Source organism: Campylobacter sp. VBCF_06 NA8, assembly GCF_027737825.1.
GTDB lineage: Bacteria > Campylobacterota > Campylobacteria > Campylobacterales > Campylobacteraceae > Campylobacter_B.
Map to the genome: position 1 here is coordinate 35,320 of NZ_JAOVUB010000005.1, position 21,842 is coordinate 57,161.

The following is a 21,842-nucleotide window of genomic DNA, read 5'->3' on the forward strand; positions in this document are numbered from 1 at the left end:
TTTTTATGCTATAATGGCAAAAATTTAAAGGTCGAAATTTATGAAAAATGTGATTTTAATCATCGGCGAAGCTATCCGCTATAATCCGCCATTTTTTAGCTATATTTTGCGCGAATACGAGCAGGTTTTCGGCGTGATTGATGATATTAAATTTATAAATGAAAACGATAAAAATTTGCCATTTTTGATAGAAAAAATGGTTAGTAAATACGATTATATCACGATTTTTGCGACAAAAGTGGCTTATGCAATCGCCGGGAAAATCCTCTCCACGCTCACGCTTGATACTTTGGAGCTTAAAGATTGTGGCACGCTAGCCCCCTCAGCAGCTAAATTTGTGGTAAAGGATAGTTTTTTGCTAGATATTAAGGGTTGCCTTGTAAATGTGCTAAAAGCAGATCCTTTGCAAAAATTGCCCCAAATTTTGCAAGATCCCCTAAACGAGGGCGAGGGATTTTATCTATTTGACACAGACTATGCGAGCGCAAAAGCTAGACTCGAAAGCCTAGCATTAAGCTATAAAATTTCATTTATCATTAGCGAATACAGCTCGTTTTTGCTCTTTGTGCGCGCTAGCGAGCAGAAATTTGGCGCGCTGGATAAATTTTTAGATAGCGTGAGCAAATACTACGCAAACTCATTTATCGCACCTAAAAATTTCATCTCTCACGCCGTGGAGAAATTGCGAGAAATCGGGGCGAAAATCACATTTGCAGAGAGTTGCACGGCTGGACTTTTGGCGGCTAAATTTGGCGAAATAGCCGGTGTGAGCGATATTTTTGATGGCTCGGTGGTAAGCTATGCAAACGAGATAAAGCGCGCGTGGTTAGATGTGAGCGATGAGGTTTTACAAGATTACGGTGCAGTGAGCGAGCAATGCGTCGCAGGTATGCTTAGCGGGGCATTGGAGAGTTCGGGGGCGAATTTTGCCCTAGCCATTAGCGGGATAGCTGGACCTGGGGGCGGAAGCGATGAAAAGCCCGTAGGAACGGTCTTTATCGGGGCAAAAGAGCTTGGTGGGCGACAGATAATCGGCAAATTTCACCTAAACGGAGATCGCAACTATATCCGCGAAGAGGCCGCAAATATCGCAGTTTGCTTGCTTTTGAAATTAAGAAGTGATTTATTTTTAAACTAAGGAGAGAGTATGAAAAAATGTGGAATTTTGCTTGCTTGCGCGCTTATTTTTAGTGCGTGTAGCGACAGCGACAAATCTAGCCAAAACGGCCTAGATATCGAGAAAGAGATCGAAAAAAAATCTCAAAAAATGGTTGAGAAAAATGAGCCAAAAATACAGATAAATTTGGATAAAAATTTATCGGCTAGCGAAAGCGCGATTAAACCTGCGCCAGGAAGCACTGCTTCAAGCGAGCCTGCGTCAGAGGCAAATTTGAGCCAAAACGCTAAACCAAAGGTTCAAATCGAGCTAGTGCCAAAGCCTGAGGGCAAAATTTCAAAAGATATCAACGAAACGATTGATGAATTTGCCGCAACGGCTAAAATTTTGGGCGAAAATTTGGAAAGATTAAGCAAGGAAGCACCGAAAATTTTAAACGAATTTGCCGAAAAAAACGCGGATAAATTAGAAGATTTAGCCAAAAAAGGCGAGAAGATCGTGCGCGATTTAAACGGTTCATTAGGCGGGATCGAAAAGGATTTAATGGATTTAGCAAAGGACGCAAATTCGAGCTTTGGACAGATTTTAAATATCTTTGGCGATATGATTAATAATGGCAAAAAAATTGAAAAACATTATGAAAATTCGCAGGACGAGGATTTAAAAATTTAAGTCAAATTTGCGTAAAATACAGCGAAAATTTTAACCATTTTAGGAGGCAAAATGTATAAATTAAAGCACCTGCTTAGCACGCAAGATTTAAGCGCAGACGATATTTACGATTTCATCGCTTTGGCGAAGGATTTCAAAGCCCTAAACCGCTCAGATATCAAAAAATCAGACTCTTTGCGTGGAAAAACCGTGATTAATGCTTTTTTCGAAAACTCCACTAGAACGCGCATTTCCTTTGAAATCGCCGCCAAACGCCTTGGCGCGGACGCTATAAATTTCAGCGCAGGTTCAAGTAGTACCAAAAAGGGCGAAACGCTAATCGATACGATAAAAAATATGCAAGCCATGCGCAGTGATATTTTTGTCGTGCGCCACGCAAGTAGCGGTGCTGCGAAATTTATCGCCTCTAACTGCGACGCCTCGATTGTAAATGCAGGAGATGGACTAAACGAGCACCCGACACAAGCGCTTTTGGATTTGCTCACAATCCACGAAGCCAAAGGCAAATTTGAAGGATTAGAAGTCGCTATCATCGGCGATATTTTCCGCTCTCGTGTGGCTAGATCTGATGCGTGGGCGATGAAAAAACTAAGCATAAATGTCAGACTCTTTGGTCCTCCGATGATGCTAAGAGACTGCGAGGCGTTTGGGTGCAGGATTTGCAAAAGCGTCGAGGAAGCGATCGAGGGCGCAGATGTGATAATAATGCTAAGAATTCAATTAGAGCGCCAGGACGGCGAGCCAAGCTTCCCGAGTGTGAGAGAATATAGCAAATTTTTTGGACTAACTGCTAAGCGTATGCAAGTAGCCAAAGAGGGTGTGATTATCATGCACCCAGGCCCGATAAATCGTGGCGTGGAGATTAACTCAGATGTCGCGGACGATCCGCGATTTACTTGCATTCTCGATCAGGTCGAAAACGGTGCAGCCATGCGTATGGCGGTGCTTCACACGATAAATTTAAATAGGAGCTTGTAATGAAAATTTTAATCAAAAATGGCACCGTTATTAATCACAATAAAACAGAGAAAATCAATGTCTTAATCGAAGATGATAAAATTTGCGCCCTATGTAAGGACGAGCCAAGCGCAGATAAAGTCATCGACGCGACTGGCAAGCTCGTCATGCCGGGGCTAATTGATATGCATGTGCATTTTAGAGATCCGGGCTTTGAGTATAAAGATGATGTCATCACTGGTAGCGAAACAGCCGTAGCAGGGGGCGTAACGACCGCTATGCCTATGGCAAATACAAACCCGGTAAATGATAATTCTGCAATCACAAAGGCAATGATTAAAAAAGCGCGCGATAGGGGGCTAATCGACCTGCTTCCAATCGGAGCGATTTCGCAGGATTGCAAAGGGGCGAAAATCGTCGAAATGGGCGATATGATCGAGGCTGGGTGCGTGGCATTTAGCGATGATGGACTTCCAGTTACAGATAGCTCGGTCATGCGACAAGCCCTCGAATACTCGGCGCATTTTGGCTCTTTTGTCATAAATCACAGCGAGGATTGCTCGCTTTGCCATGGTGGAGTGATGAACGAGGGCAGGGTGAGCGCGATTTTAGGGCTTAAAGGCATGGCGAGCGAAAAAGAGGAGATTATGGTTTCGCGCGATATCTTGCTTGCTAAAAAAACGGGCGGACACCTGCATGTGGCGCATGTAAGCTCGGCCTGGTCGCTAAAACTCATCGATCAAGCCAAAAAAGAGGGCATTAATGTAACCTGCGAGGTTACGCCACACCATTTTACTTATGATGAGAGTGAGCTTATGGGCTATGATACGAATTTCAAAATGTCTCCGCCACTTCGCACAAATGCCGATGTAGAGGCTATGCGAGCGGGGTTAAAAAGCGGACTAATAGATGTCATCGCCACAGATCACGCACCGCATAGCTGGGACGATAAATTTGTCGAATTTGACAAGGCTCCGTTTGGGATTTTAGGGCTTCAAACACTCGTGCCTTTGACGCTAAAATTAGTTGATGATGGCGTGATTGATTATGAAAAAATGGTAGCTCTCACCTCGTATAATCCAGCCCAAATTTTAAAACTCTTTGGCAAAGGCGAAATCGCTGTCGGAAAGCTAGCTGATATCGCTATAATCGACCCTGAGCTAAGATACACTTACGACGCGAAACTCAACAAGTCAAAATCGTGCAATTCGCCACTTTTTGGCAAAGAGCTAAAAGGTGCGTGCGTGCTAACGATAAAAAGCGGAAAAGTAGTGTTTGACTTCCCAAATGTGGTAGCGTAAATTTCAAATTTAACCCAAATTTGGGTTAAATTTGACCTTTTTTAAATTTTAAATTTTAAAAATTCTAATATAATTCCTTAAAAATTCAAAGGTAAATTTATGCAAAATATCTACATTATCGGCGATGTGCATGGTTGCTATGAGAGCTTAATGGCGCTGATTGCGCGTTTGCCAGCGAAATTTGATAGCAAAATTTGCTTCGTGGGCGATTTGTGCGATCGTGGCCCTCAGAGCGCCAAAGTCATCGAGTTTGTGCGCTCGCACGGTTATGACTGCGTGCGCGGAAACCATGAGCGCAGATTTTTGCTAGCAAAATCCAGCGCGCAAAGGTGCGTGAGAGACCGCGAAATCGTAATTGGCGCAAGTGATGATATTAACTGGATTGCCAAAAGTGGCGGCAGCGATACGATGAAATCGTATTTTGCGCCCGAATTTAGCGCGCTTTTAAACGAGCATTTAGAGTATTTACAAAACTTGCCCGTGTTTTTGCAATACGACATTTTCGACGAAAATTCCCGCTCTCTCGTGGTGTCGCACTCGGCTGTGGGAAATATGTGGAAATTTCGCGACTTCGTGGCGGTAAAGGACGATTTCGAGGCGCATGTGTTGAGCGGGCGCGACGATTACACTGATAATGCGGGCATTTTCAATGTCTATGGCCACACGCCACAAGATGAGCCATTTATCAATGATTACAGCGCGAATATCGATTTGGGCTGTGTTTTTAAAAAGCGCGGTTACAAAAACGCCCGCCTTTGCGCTATGGAATTCCCCTCCAAGCGACTTTTTATCCAAGACTGCTTAGAATTCTAAATTTGGTTACAAAATTTACTCAATTTTTAATTTTTTTGTTAAAATTTCATTTATTTTTCAGCCGACTTTAACCCCCCCCGTATAATTATGCTAAACCATCACATTTTTTGGGGAGTTTATGATGAAATCTCATCTAAAATTTAGCCTTATGACGGCTATGGCGATTGCAGGTGTGGTGCCAAATGTGGCTCTTGGTTATGAATTTAATCTAGGATATGATAGCGTAAATAATAAAGTCATTGTCACAGGAGACGATAGAAACTGTGGGTATTATGGTGGTTGTCGCTATGATATTGGAGATGATTACTTTGCGGGTCTCAATTCCGAGACTATTGTAAATATTAATCTTGGCACTGCAACTTTTGGTGATATTTATGGAGAGTATGTATATGCTGCTACTCCAAAGAGTTCTAGTGTAAATAAGGTATATTTAAATAGCGGAAATGTAGATAATATCATAGGCGCTAGAAATGATAGTCAAGATCCGCAGTTTATACCATATAATAATGAAGTGATTATTAGGGGCGGAAGTGTAAAAAGAGATGTTGAAGGTGGACTAAGTATTTTTTCATTTGCCTATGAGAATAAAGTAACTGTATATGACGGTAAGATAGGCGGATATGTTTATGGTGGTAGTGGTGTTTATGCTAGTAAAAATAGTGTAACCATCAAAGGCGGTGAAATAACAAGTGATGTTATTGGTGGGTATGCTTTTGAAAATGATGCCGAAGACAATAGTGTAACTATCGAAGCAGGAACTATCAAAGGAGATGTTTCAGGTGGAAGAAGTAGAGGAACTAATACACGAGCTTTTAACAACAAAGTAATTATCAAAGGCGGGACTATCGAAGGAAGAGTTTATGGCGGTAGTGGCGATAGACACGGTGGTAACAAAGTAACTATCTCGGGCGGAGTTATAAAAGGTGATGTTTATGGCGGTTTTGGCGATAGTTCTTTTGCTAATGGAGACACTATAACCATATCAGGCGGAACTATTGAAGGCGATGTTAGGGCTGCTCGTTATAGCTCGGGTGAATCTCCTAACATGTCAGACACTATACGCATATCAGGCGGAACTATAAACGGAAGTGTTTATAACTCAGGAGAAAAGACATATTATGAAGGCGGAGAAATAAAAGGCGATATTAGGGGCGGAAGCAATACAAATTATCTATACATTACAAGCGGAACAGACGGTCTTAAAGCAAACAATGTAATGGGTTTTAGAAACATAGGCTTTTATCTACCTAGTAGCGTTACAGACGGATACACGGCTTTAAATTTAACAGGCACAAGTGCTACAAATTTAAAAGACACAAGAATATATGCTCAGTTAAAAGACGCTACGGGCTTAACAAAAGATAGCAAAATTCATCTAATAAAAACAGCAGGTTCTATAATCAACTTTGATGAAACAAAGACAAATGCAGTTTTGACTAATGTAAATATAGCAAATTTAGTAAATATCGCAGGAAAGATAGTTTTAAGTGATGAAAAAACGCTGGATTTAACATTTATAGGAAATCCTATACCTAGCGGGTGGAGCTATACAGATCAAATTTATAATATCATCTCTAAAACAGAATATACACGAAATACGACTGAGGGGATAAAAACGCTTAATATCGTAAGCGATTTTGATAATGGAGAAATGACCGAACAATCAAACAATACCATAAATATGAATTTTGATGATGTTTCTACCAATGCTAGAATTTATGGTGGTTTTGGCGATAACGATAGCACAAATAACACTATAAATATAAGTGTAAATTCTTTTAGGGGAAATGATATTTACGGCGGATACTCTACAAATGGCAATGCTACAAACAATACTATAAATTTTATAAAAGGCGATTTAAAAGTTGCGGTTAGCTTATATGGCGGTTTCTCAGGTGATAGTTCAAAAGATATGTTAAGCGGCAATACTTTAAACATAGGCACTGCTTCAACACCTACGGCTATGAATTTACAAGCTAGACATATAGAAAATTTTGAAACTATAAATTTCTACCTACCAAGCAGTGTTACAAATGATAGTGTAGCTTTGAATTTATATGACACAGGAGAAACTGATTTATCTAAATCAACCATAAATGCCTACTTACAAAACGCTTCAAATTTAACAGCTGATAGTAAAATTCATCTTATTCAAACAGCTGGAACGCTAAATGTCAAAGACGAATATAAAACAACCGACGGTGTAGAACAAGCAGGTGTAAAAAATATAAATATAGCAAATTTAGTAAATGTAAAAGGCTATATAAAACTAAGTGATGAAAAGAATTTGGATTTAGTTTTTAAAGGCGATGAAGATACAAGCGGTTCAGGTTCTGGCGGTTCAACTGGTGGCGGTTCAACTGGTGGCGGTTCAACTGGTGGTGGTTCAACTGGTGGTGGTTCAACTGGTGGTGGTTCAACTGGTGGAAGTAGTTCTGGTGGTTCAACAACCGGTGGAAGTAGCACGGGTAGTAATACAGGTGGCAGAACTTCTATAAGCGCAAATGAAAATTCAAAAACTCTATTAGAGACTAAATTATCTCAAAGTATTGCTATAAATGAGAGTGGAAATTTATTTTTGTCAAATTTAAACAATATCGTTTCTACTACATTAGATAATACCAATACAAGCGATACAGTTGTATTTGCGTATGCAAATGGAAGTGATAAGAGATATAAAACAGGTTCGCATGTAGATCAAAAAGGATTTAATGTCAATGTTGGCATAGCCTCAACAGATAGATTACAAAGTGGTGATTTCACAACTGGTGCATTTATCGAATACGGTAAAGGTGAATATGAAAGCAAACTAGATAATGGTTTAGTAGGCAAAGGTGATACTGAACTTATCGGTGGTGGAGTGTTTGCTAAATATCAAAATTTGAGCAATTATTATATAGACGGAAGTTTTAGAGTAGGTAGCGTAAAAACCGAATACGAAAAATCACTATATGATGAATTTGATATAAGTTCTACTTATTATGGTGCTCATATAGGTGTAGGAAAGATATTTGATTTAACAGATTCGAATAATTTGGATATCTATTCAAGATTTATCTATTCTTATACAGAGGGTAGTGAATTAAATATCAAAGGTGTAGATGTGAGTTTAGATAGTGTGACATCAAAAAGAGCTCAAATAGGTCTAAGAGATACTATTCGCTTTAATGATACAAATTCATTTTATGTAGGTGCTGCTTATCAATATGAATTTGACGCTAAAAGTAGTGGCGAGCTAAGCCTACCTACATTTGGCTTTGCAAGTATTGCAAGTCCAAGCTTAAAAGGAAGCACAGGAATAGGCGAAATCGGATACACTTATGAGACAAATTCATTTAAATTTGACATAAGTGCAAAAGGTTATGTTGGCAAAGAAGAGGGATATTCAGGAAATATGGGGGTAAGTTTTAAATTTTAAAATTTAATTGAATTTTAGAATTTTAATTTAGAGAAATTTAGCAAAAATGCTAAATTTCTCTTTTTTATTTTTACTCTTTTTCCAAAAAAGTTTTGTAGATAATTCCGCCGATTGCGCCACCGATGATTGGCGCTACCCAAAACAGCCATAGCTCGCTAAGCGCCCAGCCACCTTGGAAAAGTGCCACGCCAGTTGAACGGGCAGGATTTACTGAGGTGTTTGTAACTGGAATTGAGATTAGGTGGATTAGCGTGAGGGCTAAACCGATCGCAATCGGTGCGAAGCCACTTGGAGCGCGCCTATCTGTCGCGCCCATGATGACGATTAGGAAAAACGCAGTTAGCACGATTTCTGCGATTAGCGCGCTTAGCATTGAATATCCGTTTGGTGAGTGCTCGCCGTATCCGTTGGTCGCAAATCCTGCGCTGATGTCAAATCCAGCCTTTCCACTTGCGATTAGATATAGTGCGGCTCCTGCTGCTATCGCGCCTAGCACTTGCGCGATGACATAGCCTGCTAACTCGCTAGCTTTAAATCTGCCGCCACATAGCAAGCCCACTGAAACTGCTGGGTTAAAATGTCCGCCACTAATGTGTCCAAATGCGTAAGCACCGCTTAGCACGGTCAAACCAAAGGCGATTGAAACGCCGACAAATCCGATATTGTATGCAGCGAAAATCGCGCTTCCGCAACCGCCAAATACTAGCCAAAATGTGCCAAGAAACTCGGCCAAAAGCTTTTTCATAAGCTCTCCTTTGAAAAATTTTGCAAAAGTGCGTATTTTACTGCGTTTTGGTAAATCAAGGATAATTTTTGGCTAAATTTAATGGCTGGTTAAATTTAAGAGCGTAAAATTTGAAGAAATTCAAGGAGAAAACATGGTTTTATGCGTGGAAGTGGTAGGTTATATCAGCGAGAATTGCTATTTTTTTATCGACGAGGCGAGTGGGGCAGGGTTTGTAATCGACCCTGGGGCGCAAGCGGACAAGCTTTTGGGGATTATAAAAGAGAGAAATTTCAAAATCGAAAAAATCCTGCTCACGCACGGACATTTCGATCACATTGGCGCAGCTAGCGAGCTCTCGCGGGCTTTGGGCGCGCCGATACTCGCGCACGAAAACGCGAGCGTGTATCTGGGCGAGCCAGACTATAATCTATCGAATTTCACGGGCGAAGAGATAATCATAGAGGATTTCACGCCCCTAAAAGATGGGCAGAGGATCGCGCTAGCTAGCGGGGCGTGCGAGCTAGCTGTGATTTATGCGCCAGGGCATACGAGCGATAGCGTGGTGTTTTATAGTAAGGGGCAAAATTTGGCGTTTTGCGGGGATTTGATTTTTCGCGCGGGCTTTGGGCGCACGGATTTGCCGGGCGGGGATTATAGCGCGCTAAAAACTAGCATAGAGGGCAAGATTTTTACCCTGCCAGATGAGGTGGTTTTATACTCGGGGCATGGAGAGCCCACGAGCGTGGGCGCAGAAAGGGCGAGGTTTTAGCGAAATTTGCGTTGATTTTACAAGTAAAGAAATGCGAAGCATTTCGTGGCAATCGCCAAAAGTAAAATAACAAATTTGCAAAATCGCAAATTTAAAAACAGAATTTCGTATCGTGGCTAAACGATACGACCTGAATTTAAATTTGCAAAGAAATTTTTATAAAAGAAAATAAAAGTGAAAAATTTATTTAAAAAATTGTTCGATACCAAATTTAAAAAAATAAGTTGGTTTGTTGCAATTATAACGATTATTTTATGTCTTGGTTTTATTAGAATTGTGCCAAATTATTCTAAAAAATACGACTTTGAAATAGTGAGTTTGTGGGATTATAACAAATATAATCGGGGCTATTGTTTAGTAGAAAATAGGATTTTAGATAAAGAAGAGTTGTATAAAAGAGCTGTTGTGGAATATTTAAAGAAAGAATTAGAAATAGAAAATAAATTAGACGAATATAGAATTAAGACACTAGGTAAAAATAAGCGAGCAAATAGTATAGATATAGGGTATTATAAATTTGACGATGATATAAATTTAAATAATTGGATTTATAAATTAAAAGAAGCATACGATAATAGGGATATTTATGCAGATAGCGTTGCAGGAGATTTAATTTTAAATATATTAAAAGCCACGCAAATAGACCCAAACCAATATATATCGGTAAATTTAAAAGAGATGACGGCAGGTTTTGCAAGACCGATTTTTTTCTCTGAGTATTTTGGTCGCAATCGTGTTTTATTAGACAATTTTATATTATTATGTGAAGATGATACTATTGATATTTTTAATGGTTATTCACTTTTTGGTTATATTGGCGATAAATTTAAAGATAAAAATATTATAGGAAACGAGTTAAAAAAATATAAATACAAACAAAAATGCAATCTAAAATATTCAAAAAAAATAGATAATTGCGGACATTTAGATTACGGCGATATGGAAAAAATATTTTTAGAACAAAAAGAATATTTATTTGGCTAATATGCAATAAACTAATTTTAAAGTCGTAGATTGCCACGAATTTTGCTAACGCAAAATTCTCGCAATGACAAATTAGGTGTAAAAATTTTAAATTTTAAAATTTCGGTGCAGTGTTTAGCCAAAAATTTTACCGCAAATCGCACATACCCACAGGGCGAAATTTAGGCTCAAAGTAAGCATTACAGCGGTGCTGGCGGTATCTTTGGCAGCCCCTGCAAGCGGGTGGAAATCAGGGTGAGCTAAATCGACCACGCGCTCGATTGATGAGTTTATGCACTCGACAACCAGAGTAAAAACCGCGCCAAAAACCAAAGCCAAATTCCAAACTAAGCCAAAATTCCAAAAAAATAGTGAAACCAAAAGTGGCGCAAAAACAAAAATTTCTAGCCGAAAACTCCGCTCCGAACGCCAAATTTCAACTAGCCCCGCCAAAGCATAACCCCAGTTTGCGAAAAATTTGTATTTTGGCTGATTTCTCATTTTTTTCCTTTTAAATTTTAGTTAAATTTAGGCATAATCATAGCCAAATTTTGATAATTAAAGGGTAAAAATGAAGCTAATGAGTTGGAATGTAAATGGGCTCAGAGCCGTGCTTGGCAAGGGCGCATTTGCGTGGCTTGATGATGAGAAGCCTGATTTTTTGGGCTTGCAAGAGATAAAAGCGAGCGCAGAAAATATCCCAAAAGAGCTTTATGAGCTGGGATTTTCGCAGATTGATACGAACTCAGCCACGCGCGCCGGGTATTCTGGCGTGGCGAGCCTAGCTAAATTTGCTAGCAAGGTTAGCAAATGCAACTTCGCTAGCGACGATGAGGGGCGGGTTTTGGAGCATAGATTTGGCGATGTGGTGCTACTAAATATCTACTTCCCAAACGGCCAAAAGGACGATGAGCGCCTTGCTCATAAGATGAAATTTTATGCCGATTTTTTGCGCTATATCGACGAGCTAGTCGCGCAGGGGCTTGGCGTGATATTTTGTGGCGATGTCAATACCGCTCACAGGGAAATTGATCTAGCAAATCCAAAGTCAAATTCTAAAATTTCTGGCTTTTTGCCTATCGAGCGTGCGTGGATCGATGAGGTGATAAATCACGGATTTATCGATACTTTCCGCGAAATTCACGGCGATGAGGCTGGGGCGTATTCGTGGTGGAGTTACCGCTTCAATGCGCGCGCTAAAAATGTCGGCTGGCGGATTGATTATTTTTTTATCTCGCAAAATTTGCGTTCGCGCCTCAAAGACGCCTTTATCCGCGCTGATATCACAGGTAGCGACCACTGCCCAATCGGCATTGAGATTGATTTGTAAAATTTAAATTTAAGGGGAAAAAATGTTAAGCGATATCGAAATTACACACAATGCAAAGCTTAAAAAAATCACAAAAATCGGCAAAAAACTAGGTTTGAAAAAAGATGAAATCGAGCCTTATGGATTTTATAAGGCAAAAATTCCGGGGCGCGAGTATAGCGAAAGGCACGATAAAAACGGCGCGCAGGGCGCAAAGCTGATTTTAGTTACAGCCATTAGCCCGACTCCGTATGGCGAGGGCAAAACCACGACCTCAATCGGCCTAGCTGACGCGATTAAATCGCTGGGCAAAAGCGTGGCTTTGGCGCTTCGTGAGCCCTCTCTTGGCCCAGTATTTGGCATAAAAGGTGGTGCAGCAGGTGGGGGATACTCGCAACTAGCACCCATGGAGGAGCTAAATTTGCATTTCACGGGCGATTTTCACGCTATTACGAGCGCAAACAACCTAATCAGCGCGATTATTGATAATTCGATTTATCAAGGAAATCCGCTTAAAATCAAAACCGTGCTTTGGAAGCGTTGCATGGATATGAACGATCGCGCACTGCGCCAAATCACCGTGGGACAAGGTGGTAAATTTGACGGCGTAGAGCGCAAAGACGGCTTTAATATCACCGCTGCTAGTGAGATTATGGCGATTTTGTGCTTGTCGAAAAATTTGGCAGATTTGAAGAAAAATATCGCAAATATCATGGTGGCTTATGATGAAGATGACAAGCCTGTTTTCGTGCGGGATTTGGGTTGCGAGCAGGCTGTGAGCGTGCTTTTAAAAGAGGCGATTAAGCCAAATTTGTTCCAAAGCATCGAGCATACGCCTACTTTCGTGCATGGCGGGCCTTTTGCTAATATCGCTCACGGGTGCAACTCGATAATCGCTACAAAAACGGCGATGAGCCTAGCCGATTTTGTCGTAACTGAGGCTGGATTTGGCTCTGAGCTTGGCGCGCAAAAATTCCTCGATATCAAATGTCCGCGCGCAGGTATCGCCCCTGATGCGGTGGTTTTGGTGGCTACGATTCGCTCACTCAAATACAATGGCGGCGCAGCCAAAGACGAAATCACTAATCCAAATTTAGAAGCGCTTATGGTGGGAATCGAAAATTTAGGCGGACATATTGAAATTTTGCAAAATTTCGGTCTAAATCCGATTGTCGCACTGAATAAATTTAGCTTCGATAGCGACGAAGAGATCGAGTTCGTGCGCAACTACTGCACCGCGCGCAGTGTCAAAATGGCGCTTTGCGAGAATTTCGCCAAAGGCTCAGTTGGGGCAATAGATTTGGCAAAACTAGTCCTTGCCGAGTGCAAAATCCTAAAAAATATCAACTACACTTACGATAAAACCGATGATATTAAGACCAAAATTGAAAAAATCGCCACGAAAATTTACGGCGCAAAAGAGGTTGTTTTCGAAAATCTGGCACTTGGGGCGTTGGAGCAAATTCGCGCGCTTGGGCTTGAAACTTACGATGTGTGTATCGCCAAGACGCAGTATAGTTTCAGCGACGATGAAAAGGCGCTAGGTCGCGCGTGCGGGTTTAGCCTGCGGGTCAAAGACTTGCAGATTCGCACGGGGGCTAAGTTTATCGTGGCAGTGGCTGGCAAAATCATGCTAATGCCCGGACTTTCCAAACACCCTAGCGCGCTGGATATGAAAATCAGCGATGATGGCGTAATTAGTGGGTTATCATAACCCGCTAGCGGGGCTTTCAAACACTGCCCCGAAATTTGCAAATTATGCAAATTTCTTCGCCATTGTCATTGCGAGATGACGAAGTCATCGAAGCAATCTACGAGTGAAAATTACCAAAGCGCGAATTTAGTGTCATTGCGAGCGCATACCGCGCGCGCCAATCTACGACTTTAAAATTCTCTGCGCTAAATTTGCTGTCATTTCGAGCGTGCGGTGGTGTGCGAAGCAGGGCAGAAAAGCCAAATCAGAGCTACAAGCTCACATACTAAAATCAAATTTCACGCTTAAAAAACTTAGCCTAATCGCAGAGCAGAGTAAGAAGTGTGAGTGGAGGGAAAATGATGAATTCTAATAAGAGAGATTATGATAAGGAACCGATTATTATAAAAGATAAAAGTATAGATTTAACAAAAATGTTTAGTTTACTTTTTATCTTTATCGATTTTTTGAAATATTTCTCGCCATACAGACAAGCCACAGCCTATAAATTCGGCGAATTTGGTGATTGTTATGTAATATTCAAAAACGAAAATATCGAACTGTTTTCGACGAAAAAAAATGCGATTTTAACTTCAATAAATTTGAAAAATATCATAGCAATAAAGCGAACATACGCACTATCCGAGCCAGTTGCAACGAAACAAACAAAAATTTTTGGTTTATGCGTTGTATTGTTTGGTTTAAGCATTATGAGTTTGCGATTTGCCGTAGAGGGCAAATTTTACGCTTTATTATTGCCTTTTGGGATTTTACTTTTGCTTGTAATGCCAATTTTAATTTATATGCTTAAAAATAATTTAGAATTTAGCGTAGCCGATAGTTTGATTATTTATGGCGAACAAAATTTTATAGAAGTTGCGTTTTTATCACGCAACGAATATAATGAAATCAAAAGATATTTTCTATCAAAAACTGGTATAAATTTAGACAAAATTGTGCCACAAATTTTTATTTAAAAATTCAGTATCAACGATACTGACCGAGATTTTATAAAAGGATTAAATTTGGAAAATTTTGAGAATACAAATTTCGACAATAAACCAAATGTCAAAAAAGAAAATTTGCGAAATTACGACGAAAATCCGATTGTTATAAGAGATTTTATAAAAGAAATTTCGTTTTATATGTTTTTCCCTGCCATTTTTGATTTAATTTTAACAAAGATACTTTTTGATAAGGGAGTTATTACATTTATGACTACAAATACAATTTATGACAAATTTAATAACAATGTTAATTTTATTTTTTCGATTATTTTAGCGGTAATAGTAGCGTTTTGGTTTAAAAAACGCATAGGCACGAACGACGATGAATTTAAATTTTTTAATTCTAAAATTGCCCTAACTAGTATTGTATCCATAGAAACAAATTCGTTGAAAGCTTCAAATTTTATTATTGACAAAAGAACGATGCTACTTCCTATTTTTATAGTGGCAATGTTTTTTTCTTTATTTATGGGCGCGATGAATATGGCGAATATTTTTGGCGGAATAATTATATTGTTTTATTGCCCATTTATGATACTTTCTGTTGTCAGAAACGGGTCGCTTAGCAGTCTGTTTTCATTTGGTTTTTTACTCATAAAAACCAAATATGGCGAAAAATTCATACCTATAATCACAAAACAAGATAAAGATGATTTAAGAAAATATTTTTTAAAAGTTACAGGTATTGATATTGAGAAAAAAATCAATTATTTGATGATAAAAACATTTTAACATAAGGAGTTACAAATGAGTAGAGAAAGTGTTGCTCAAAGAGAGTTTGACAAAGCTTACCAAAAAGATTATTGGAAAATAGCCAATTATCAAGTTTGATTGCAAATGCGTTGGTAAAAGCTATCGAAAAGGAAAGTCTTGGCGCAAAAGCATTATAAGAATTTGGCGAAATTTCGGGGCAGTGTTTGGGGGTTGCGCCAGCGAAATTGGGAAATTTTAAAATTTCAAATTCGCCAAATTTAAAATTTATCAAAATTTATTTCTAAATTAAAATTTAACTATTCTTCGGTTTTGTAAATTTTGTTCGAAAATCTGCGGTGTTTGATCTGCAAATACACCACAAAAACGATAAACAAAACCGCCGTTGCGATGATATAGTAGCGGTTTTTAAAGATTATCGCGCCGTTTATGAGCCCAGAAAAAAGTGCTAAAACCACAGCCGTGAGAAACGGAAAGCGCACGGCGTCCTTTTCTTTGATTGCGATTATCACAAGCGCAAGGGCGAAAAGCGCGGTATTTAGCAAAATAGCTAAAATTTTAATCTCGGCAAACAAATTTGGATTTGTCCTAGAAATGCCGTAAAGTGCGAGTGCGCCGAGGGCAAAAAGGATTAGAATTATTAGGATTAGTTTTTTCATTTGATTAGTCCTTTTTTGAGTTTGCGAATCAAAAAGCGCGATGGCATTAGCTCGTTTGCGATCGAGCGTGGCACGCAAAGCGGGCGCGAAAGCGCATAATCGCATATAAGCTCTGCGCCCAAAACTGCGGTGCTTAGCCCGTGTGCGCCGTGCGCTGTGTTAAGGTATAAATTTGGGATAAATTTGGCGCGTCTGGCGGATTTTTTGTTTTTGCTCCATGGCAGATCCTTGAAATCTCGCGCCAGAGTTTCTGGCTCGCACACTGGGCCAATTAGCGGAAATCTATCGCCACTATATCCCCTGTATCCGACCTTAGAGCCGATGATTTTGGCCTTTTTGCTCAAAAACTCGCCGACGCTTTCTAGATTTTTGACATCGTCGATTGCCCTTGCTTCGTCGTGGTAGCACTTCCTATCGTAAGTCGCGCCGATGAGCTGCTTTTTGCCCACGGCTGGGCAGATGTAGCCAGAGGCACTGAGTGGAAATTTGGTTTTGATTAGCGGGCGAATTAGCGTGGTTTGACCGCGCACGGAACTGATTTGCACGCTAGGATCTAGGTTAAATTTGGCATCTTGCGATACTGCGCCGCGCCCGAAAAATTCCTCGCTCTCGCTTCCTGCGCAAAGGACTAAAATATCGCAAAATAGGCTTGCGCGGTCTTTTAAAATCACTTCGAATTTCTCATTTTGCTTTTTGAAATTTAGCATTTCGTGGTTAAATTTGACGCCGAGTTTTTTGGCGAAATGTTTGCAGAGCTTGTGCGGGTGGGCTAGGACGGCGTTTTTTATCATTATGCTTGGATATGGTTTTGAGTGGGCTTTAAATTCGTAAATTTCAGGGTTTCCTGCGCTTTGATACCTTGCTAAAAGCTCGCTATCATAGGCAAAATCCTGCGCTCCAAGCAGGCTAGCTAGCTTTTTGGGAGCGTGTTTGGCATAAAAGCTAAGAGCCAAATCAAATGCGTGTATGTGCATCTCTCCGAGCTTCACGCCCTCTTTGGTGATTAGCGGGGCGCACACGCCTGTGAAATTCCCACTACCATTTAGCCCAGCTTCGCTTCTTTTGTCTATCACGCTGACGCTAAAACCAGCCTTTTTAAGCTTAAAAGCCGTGCAAAGCCCGGCAATTCCGGCTCCCACTACAATCGCTGTGGGGGTTTGCGCCTGCGGTGCGCGCTCTTCATCGTATGAATTAGGGTCGTATAGGCAGTGCGTGGCGGATAAATCGGCGAAATTTGAAAACTCGATTGGCAAAATTTGCGGGTGCTTTCTGGCAAAATAAAAATTCTCTACTTCATCATCTGCGCGCAAAAATTTCGCCCTAATCATGTGGCGTTTGGTGTCGAATCCGTCTGTTTTCTCGACGAAAAATCCTGCCTCGCGCAGTGATTTTGCCACCCAGCCAGCGCTTGTGTATGTCGCTAAAATCGCGCCCTTTTTGCAAAGTGGCGTAAGGGCGGCAAAAATCTCTTTGCTCCAAATGGTTTCGTTTTTTGCAGGCGAAAATCCGTCTAAAAACCACGCATCGGCCTTGAAATCAAGCTCACCAATTAGCTCGCTAGCTTCGCCAATGCAAAGATCAAGCGTGATTTTTTTGGAAAAATTTATGCGGTGGATTCCCTTGGTAAGGGGCGAGAGTTTTTTGATTAAAATTTTAGAAACTGATGAGAGTTCGCTAAATTTAGCCCAAATTTGGGCTAATTCGTCCTTGCTAAGCGGATTTTTTTCGATTGAGACAAAGTGTAGGCGTTTGTTAAATTTAAGCGCCTTTTTTGCGCAGAGCAAAAAGTTGCGCCCCACGCCAAATCCTAGCTCGCCCACGATGATAGGCGCATTGCTAGCAAACGCCGAATCTAGCGCGCTTATAAAGACATATTCACTCTCGCCAAGAGGATTTTTGAAATTAAAATAAAAATCCTCGTAAATTTCACTAAATGGTGCATCGTTGATAAATTTCATCACTTATTCTTTTGAAAATACGCATCTACGCCGTTTGCGATACCTTGGGCTATGCGGTCTTGGTATGCAGAGGTGCCTAGGTTTTTGCCCTCGCTTGGGTGTGAGATATAGCCCATTTCTACGAGCACAGCTGGCATTGTAGCCCCCACTAGCACCCAAAACGGCCCCTCTCTGACACCGCCGTCTTTGCTTTTGTAGCTTTTTTGGACGGAATTTAACATATAGCTTTGGATATCGATTGCAAGCTTGTTTGAGGCGATTATCTTTTCTCTATTTAAGAAATTTAAAAATGTCTCTTGCGAAAAGGCGTTCATATCCTCCATGTCGCCTTGGTTTTCAAATGCTGCGACATTTTTGCTACGCTCTGATTTGGCTGGGCTTAAAAAAAATGTCTCCACGCCACTGAAATTTGGCGCTTGTTTGGCGTTTGGCGCGGCGTTTGCATGCACTGAGATAAACATATCGGCATTTTTTTTGTTGGCGAAAGCTGTGCGGGATTTGAGGTTGATAAATACATCGTTGCTTCTGGTATAAAGCACCTTGTAACCGCGTTTTTGAAGCAGTGCGCCAAGCTTTTTAGAGGTTGCAAGAACGATAGTTTTTTCCTTCAAACCATTTCCGATAGCGCCGCTATCTTTGCCGCCATGACCTGGGTCTATGACGATTAGTTTGCCTTTTATAGATTTGTAAATTTTATTTGTGGCACTTGCCTCGCTTTTGGCTGAATTTACCTGAGTAGCTTTTGCGCTAGTTTGCGCTGGCATAGCGATTTTAGCCCCCGCTTTGGCGATGATTAGCTCATTGCCAAAAATTTCAATCTTTGGGTTAAATTTTTGGTTGTGATTTAGCACGACACGGGCGATTTTGTCGTTATACTGCGAAGTGCGAACTTCATCTACGAAACTGCCCGTTAATCTCGTGGTGTGCGAGCTGTTTTTGGCGTTAAAATCTAGGACATAGCGATAAACTTTATCTTTGTTAATTACGAAATTTTTATACTCGCTGTGGTCTAAATTTCTATTAAATTTCACCCTGACGCTATTTTCATCGCTACTGATTGATTGCAAAATCAAGGGTTTTGATTTATCGATTTTCGTGCTATTTGGCGTGATTTTGCCTGAGTTTAAAAACTCCAAATCAGCCTTGCTTAAAGTTTTTTTAGCGTCCGTGATAGATGGCTTGTAATCGGCCTTGGCGCCTAGTTTTTCTAGCTCGGATTTATACACAGAGTAGTTTGAATACCCAAGCACCTCGCTACTATAAGTTAGCCGTTTTAGGACGCTAATTTTGGTTTTTTTATCTTTATTTGAAGTGGCGGAATAAATTTTTTTAAGCTCGCTGTGAAGCTCTTTTTTCGCGGTTTTGCTGGCACTGACATAGTTTTTGTCAAAATTCGCAAAAACGCTACTAGCGTTCGCGCCAAATGCGAAACTTACGCTAAAAACAATAGCGCATAAAATTTTAACTATCTTCGCCATTTACGAGTTTTTCCATTAATTCTTTTACAGAAATGATTTCATTTAGCTTCCAGCCGTTCGCGCCTGTGAAAAACAGCCCGCTTTCTTGTCTGCCAAGATAAGCGTCGCTTAGGCGATCTGCTATGCAGTATCCGACGAGTTTGGCGCCTTTGCCACGCTCGCAAGGTGCCACGCAGTTGCTAACGCATGAAATTTTCGGTGCGCTTCCAGCGGCAATCATATCTTGCAAATTCGTATGAATTCCGCGCGCAGGATAGCCTACTGGGGATTTTAGAAGTTTGATATCTTCTTTTGTGGCTTTTAGTAAGACCTCTTTAAATTTCTCGTGGGCGTCGCACTCAAATGTGCCGATAAATCTAGTGCCCATTTGAACGCCGTCTGCACCAAGACTTTTGGCTTTATCTATATCGTTTTTGTCCCAAATTCCACCTGCTGCAAATAGTGGAAAATCGCCCCAGCTATCTATTTCGGCTCTTACTTGCGGGATTAATTTTTCTAGCTGATACTCTGGGTCAGTGCATTGCTCGTAGGTAAAGCCCTGATGACCGCCACTTAGTGGGCCTTCTAGCACGACGCCATCAGGCAGGCGGTTGTATCTGCCACTCCAACGCTTGGCTATGATTTTTAGAGCCTTGGCAGATGAAACGATAGGCATAAGCGCAACATCTGGGAAATCAGCGGTAAATTCAGGCAAATTCGTAGGAAGTCCAGCCCCGCTGATGATGATATTTATCCCAGCTTCGCAAGAATCCTTTACAATGCGCTCATAATCATTAGCCGCGCACATGATATTCATCGCTAGTGGTGCGTCGCCACAGATTTCGCGAGCGTTTTTTACGATTTGAGTAAGGGCTTTTTTGTTATAAAAATTTAGCGAAGAAAATGGTCTATCATGGATACACTTTTCCGAAAATTTAAGGTCGTCATAATATCCAGTCCCTACCGAGCTAATCACGCCCAAACCGCCATTTAAGCTGACATTTCCAGCTAGCTTATCCCAGCTAATCCCTAGCCCCATTCCGCCTTGGATAATAGGGTGTTTGATCTCGTATTTGCCGATTTTAACGCTCATTATCTTACCTTTAATTTAGCAAATTTTTTCTTTCCTACTTGTAAGGTGTATTCGCCAGCACTTAGTTGGAGTTGCTCGTCTGAAATTTTGGTCTGATCGACGCTGACGGCGTTTGATTTGATTAGGCGTCTTGCATCTGAGCTAGAAGTGGCTAGCTTGCAAATAAGCAGAGCCTTTACAATCCACGCTGGGGCTGAAACGCTAAATTCAGGGATTTCTGCTGGAAGCTCGTTTCCGCCATGAACTCTATCGAATTCCTCTTTTGCCTCTAATGCGACATCTTCATCATAAAATCTCGTAACGATTTCTGTGGCAAGCTCCTCTTTTACGGCTTTTGGATGCACAGCTTCGTCTGCTACGAATTGTTTGATTAGTGCGATATCTTCGTTGCTTTTTTGTGATAGTAGATTATACCAATCCCACATCAAATCATCGCTGATACTCATTACCTTGCCATACATATCGTTTGGAGCGTCTGTTACGCCGATATAGTTTCCTAGGCTCTTGCTCATTTTATTTACCCCGTCAGTGCCTACAAGAAGTGGCATCATAACGACGGCTTGTTCTTTGCCTACATTATAAACTCTTTGGAGTTGGCGTCCCATAAGAAGGTTAAATTTTTGATCAGTGCCACCAAATTCGATATCGCATTTCATACATACGCTATCATAGCCCTGCAAAAGCGGGTATAAAAATTCGCTAATGCTAATTGGCATTTCGGCCTTGTAGCGTTTCTCGAAATCATCTCTTTCTAGCATTCTGGCTACATTAAATGTGCTTGATAGCTCGATTACACCGCTAGCACCTAAGCGATTTGTCCATTCGGAGTTGAACATTACCTTTGTTTTTTCTGGGTCTAAAATTTTAAAAACTTGCTCTTCGTAGGTTTTGGCATTTTGCATTACGACATGGTGAGGAAGTTTTTTTCTAGTTTCGCTTTTGCCTGTTGGATCGCCGATTTGAGCTGTGAAATCACCGATCAAAAACTGCACGATTGCGCCGTGTTGTTGCAAAAATGCGAGTTTGTTTAGCACGACAGTGTGTCCTAGGTGTAGATCTGGCGCAGTCGGATCCATGCCGATTTTTACCAAAAATGTTTCGCCACTCTCGTAAAATTTAGTAATCAAAGCCTCGATTTGCTCTTCGCCTATTATCTCGCTTACTCCGCGTTTGAAATTTGCCATTATATCTTTAATGTCAGCCATTTATTCTCCCTTT

19 protein-coding genes are annotated in these 21,842 nt (G+C 40.8%); 12 read left to right on the forward strand and 7 right to left on the reverse strand.

Features of this window, described 5'->3' with window-relative positions; all coding sequences use genetic code 11:
- Nucleotides 1-40 precede the first annotated feature (40 nt).
- From OFO10_RS06955 to OFO10_RS06980, 6 genes are all read left to right on the forward strand, one after another.
- A complete protein-coding gene (locus tag OFO10_RS06955; RefSeq protein WP_270866628.1) occupies nucleotides 41-1,138 on the forward strand; it encodes a CinA family protein in 1,098 nt (365 codons plus the stop codon).
- 9 nt (nucleotides 1,139-1,147) lie between these two features.
- Entirely contained in the window at nucleotides 1,148-1,789 is a 642-nt protein-coding gene (locus tag OFO10_RS06960; RefSeq protein WP_270866629.1) for a hypothetical protein, read from the forward strand.
- 51 nt (nucleotides 1,790-1,840) lie between these two features.
- A complete protein-coding gene (locus OFO10_RS06965) occupies nucleotides 1,841-2,767 on the forward strand; it encodes an aspartate carbamoyltransferase catalytic subunit (RefSeq protein WP_270866630.1) in 927 nt (308 codons plus the stop codon).
- On the forward strand, nucleotides 2,767-4,047 hold the full coding sequence (locus tag OFO10_RS06970) for a dihydroorotase (protein ID WP_270866631.1): 1,281 nt from the start codon (nucleotides 2,767-2,769) through the stop codon (nucleotides 4,045-4,047). Before OFO10_RS06965 ends, OFO10_RS06970 begins: the two co-directional genes overlap by 1 nt.
- A gap of 99 nt (nucleotides 4,048-4,146) precedes the next feature.
- A complete protein-coding gene (locus OFO10_RS06975; RefSeq protein WP_270866632.1) occupies nucleotides 4,147-4,860 on the forward strand; it encodes a metallophosphoesterase in 714 nt (237 codons plus the stop codon).
- A gap of 1,045 nt (nucleotides 4,861-5,905) precedes the next feature.
- Nucleotides 5,906-8,278 (forward strand): autotransporter outer membrane beta-barrel domain-containing protein, encoded by a 2,373-nt coding sequence (locus OFO10_RS06980; protein ID WP_270866633.1) that lies wholly within the window; start codon nucleotides 5,906-5,908, stop codon nucleotides 8,276-8,278.
- A 70-nt stretch (nucleotides 8,279-8,348) separates the two neighbouring features.
- Here OFO10_RS06980 and aqpZ read toward each other — a convergent pair whose 3' ends face one another.
- Complete coding sequence (gene aqpZ, locus OFO10_RS06985; protein ID WP_270865317.1) at nucleotides 8,349-9,023, reverse strand: aquaporin Z; 675 nt, start codon at nucleotides 9,021-9,023, stop codon at nucleotides 8,349-8,351.
- A gap of 133 nt (nucleotides 9,024-9,156) precedes the next feature.
- Here aqpZ and OFO10_RS06990 point away from each other — a divergent pair, with 133 nt between their 5' ends.
- Both OFO10_RS06990 and OFO10_RS06995 read left to right on the forward strand, forming a co-directional pair.
- Nucleotides 9,157-9,774: an MBL fold metallo-hydrolase gene (locus OFO10_RS06990; RefSeq protein ID WP_270866634.1), complete on the forward strand. Its 618-nt coding sequence runs from the start codon at nucleotides 9,157-9,159 to the stop codon at nucleotides 9,772-9,774.
- Between the two features lie 174 nt (nucleotides 9,775-9,948).
- Entirely contained in the window at nucleotides 9,949-10,758 is an 810-nt protein-coding gene (locus OFO10_RS06995; protein ID WP_270866635.1) for a hypothetical protein, read from the forward strand.
- A 114-nt stretch (nucleotides 10,759-10,872) separates the two neighbouring features.
- Here the strand turns inward: OFO10_RS06995 and OFO10_RS07000 are convergent, their stop codons facing one another.
- A complete protein-coding gene (locus tag OFO10_RS07000; protein ID WP_270866636.1) occupies nucleotides 10,873-11,238 on the reverse strand; it encodes a diacylglycerol kinase in 366 nt (121 codons plus the stop codon).
- A 70-nt stretch (nucleotides 11,239-11,308) separates the two neighbouring features.
- Between OFO10_RS07000 and OFO10_RS07005 the strand changes: the two genes are divergently transcribed.
- The 4 genes from OFO10_RS07005 to OFO10_RS07020 all read left to right on the forward strand — a co-directional run bounded on the left by OFO10_RS07005 (nucleotide 11,309) and on the right by OFO10_RS07020 (nucleotide 15,478).
- Nucleotides 11,309-12,067: an exodeoxyribonuclease III gene (locus tag OFO10_RS07005; protein WP_270866637.1), complete on the forward strand. Its 759-nt coding sequence runs from the start codon at nucleotides 11,309-11,311 to the stop codon at nucleotides 12,065-12,067.
- A 22-nt stretch (nucleotides 12,068-12,089) separates the two neighbouring features.
- On the forward strand, nucleotides 12,090-13,760 hold the full coding sequence (locus OFO10_RS07010) for a formate--tetrahydrofolate ligase (protein ID WP_270866638.1): 1,671 nt from the start codon (nucleotides 12,090-12,092) through the stop codon (nucleotides 13,758-13,760).
- 338 nt (nucleotides 13,761-14,098) lie between these two features.
- On the forward strand, nucleotides 14,099-14,716 hold the full coding sequence (locus OFO10_RS07015) for a hypothetical protein (RefSeq protein ID WP_270866639.1): 618 nt from the start codon (nucleotides 14,099-14,101) through the stop codon (nucleotides 14,714-14,716).
- A gap of 48 nt (nucleotides 14,717-14,764) precedes the next feature.
- Nucleotides 14,765-15,478: a hypothetical protein gene (locus OFO10_RS07020; protein ID WP_270866640.1), complete on the forward strand. Its 714-nt coding sequence runs from the start codon at nucleotides 14,765-14,767 to the stop codon at nucleotides 15,476-15,478.
- Nucleotides 15,479-15,756: 278 nt separating this feature from the next.
- On the opposite strand, the gene OFO10_RS07025 is transcribed toward OFO10_RS07020, so the two are convergent.
- Genes OFO10_RS07025 through tyrS form a run of 5 tightly spaced genes read right to left on the reverse strand, consistent with a single transcriptional unit; the run spans nucleotide 15,757 to nucleotide 21,829 of the window.
- Complete coding sequence (locus OFO10_RS07025; RefSeq protein ID WP_270865310.1) at nucleotides 15,757-16,116, reverse strand: hypothetical protein; 360 nt, start codon at nucleotides 16,114-16,116, stop codon at nucleotides 15,757-15,759.
- On the reverse strand, nucleotides 16,113-18,074 hold the full coding sequence (gene mnmC, locus OFO10_RS07030) for an FAD-dependent 5-carboxymethylaminomethyl-2-thiouridine(34) oxidoreductase MnmC (protein ID WP_270866641.1): 1,962 nt from the start codon (nucleotides 18,072-18,074) through the stop codon (nucleotides 16,113-16,115). Before mnmC ends, OFO10_RS07025 begins: the two co-directional genes overlap by 4 nt.
- Nucleotides 18,074-19,552: an N-acetylmuramoyl-L-alanine amidase gene (locus OFO10_RS07035; protein WP_270866642.1), complete on the reverse strand. Its 1,479-nt coding sequence runs from the start codon at nucleotides 19,550-19,552 to the stop codon at nucleotides 18,074-18,076. Before OFO10_RS07035 ends, mnmC begins: the two co-directional genes overlap by 1 nt.
- Complete coding sequence (locus OFO10_RS07040) at nucleotides 19,536-20,624, reverse strand: nitronate monooxygenase (RefSeq protein ID WP_270866643.1); 1,089 nt, start codon at nucleotides 20,622-20,624, stop codon at nucleotides 19,536-19,538. Before OFO10_RS07040 ends, OFO10_RS07035 begins: the two co-directional genes overlap by 17 nt.
- The gene (tyrS, locus tag OFO10_RS07045) at nucleotides 20,624-21,829 is read right to left on the reverse strand and encodes a tyrosine--tRNA ligase (RefSeq protein WP_270859273.1); all 1,206 of its coding nucleotides are present in this window, start codon (nucleotides 21,827-21,829) and stop codon (nucleotides 20,624-20,626) included. The genes OFO10_RS07040 and tyrS overlap by 1 nt, the downstream gene beginning before the upstream one ends.
- Between the last annotated feature and the right edge of the window lie 13 nt (nucleotides 21,830-21,842).

What these genes read in the sequence shown, in the direction of transcription:
- OFO10_RS07040 (WP_270866643.1), bottom strand. Translation starts at nt 20,624, where the DNA reads ATGAGCGTTAAAATCGGCAAATACGAGATCAAACACCCTATTATCCAA.
- OFO10_RS06970 (WP_270866631.1), top strand. Translation starts at nt 2,767, where the DNA reads ATGAAAATTTTAATCAAAAATGGCACCGTTATTAATCACAATAAAACA.
- OFO10_RS07025 (WP_270865310.1), bottom strand. Translation starts at nt 16,116, where the DNA reads ATGAAAAAACTAATCCTAATAATTCTAATCCTTTTTGCCCTCGGCGCA.
- OFO10_RS07035 (WP_270866642.1), bottom strand. Translation starts at nt 19,552, where the DNA reads ATGGCGAAGATAGTTAAAATTTTATGCGCTATTGTTTTTAGCGTAAGT.
- mnmC (WP_270866641.1), bottom strand. Translation starts at nt 18,074, where the DNA reads ATGAAATTTATCAACGATGCACCATTTAGTGAAATTTACGAGGATTTT.
- OFO10_RS07005 (WP_270866637.1), top strand. Translation starts at nt 11,309, where the DNA reads ATGAAGCTAATGAGTTGGAATGTAAATGGGCTCAGAGCCGTGCTTGGC.
- OFO10_RS07015 (WP_270866639.1), top strand. Translation starts at nt 14,099, where the DNA reads ATGATGAATTCTAATAAGAGAGATTATGATAAGGAACCGATTATTATA.
- OFO10_RS06975 (WP_270866632.1), top strand. Translation starts at nt 4,147, where the DNA reads ATGCAAAATATCTACATTATCGGCGATGTGCATGGTTGCTATGAGAGC.
- tyrS (WP_270859273.1), bottom strand. Translation starts at nt 21,829, where the DNA reads ATGGCTGACATTAAAGATATAATGGCAAATTTCAAACGCGGAGTAAGC.
- aqpZ (WP_270865317.1), bottom strand. Translation starts at nt 9,023, where the DNA reads ATGAAAAAGCTTTTGGCCGAGTTTCTTGGCACATTTTGGCTAGTATTT.
- OFO10_RS06960 (WP_270866629.1), top strand. Translation starts at nt 1,148, where the DNA reads ATGAAAAAATGTGGAATTTTGCTTGCTTGCGCGCTTATTTTTAGTGCG.
- OFO10_RS06965 (WP_270866630.1), top strand. Translation starts at nt 1,841, where the DNA reads ATGTATAAATTAAAGCACCTGCTTAGCACGCAAGATTTAAGCGCAGAC.
- OFO10_RS07000 (WP_270866636.1), bottom strand. Translation starts at nt 11,238, where the DNA reads ATGAGAAATCAGCCAAAATACAAATTTTTCGCAAACTGGGGTTATGCT.
- OFO10_RS06990 (WP_270866634.1), top strand. Translation starts at nt 9,157, where the DNA reads ATGGTTTTATGCGTGGAAGTGGTAGGTTATATCAGCGAGAATTGCTAT.
- OFO10_RS06955 (WP_270866628.1), top strand. Translation starts at nt 41, where the DNA reads ATGAAAAATGTGATTTTAATCATCGGCGAAGCTATCCGCTATAATCCG.
- OFO10_RS06980 (WP_270866633.1), top strand. Translation starts at nt 5,906, where the DNA reads ATGTCAGACACTATACGCATATCAGGCGGAACTATAAACGGAAGTGTT.
- OFO10_RS07010 (WP_270866638.1), top strand. Translation starts at nt 12,090, where the DNA reads ATGTTAAGCGATATCGAAATTACACACAATGCAAAGCTTAAAAAAATC.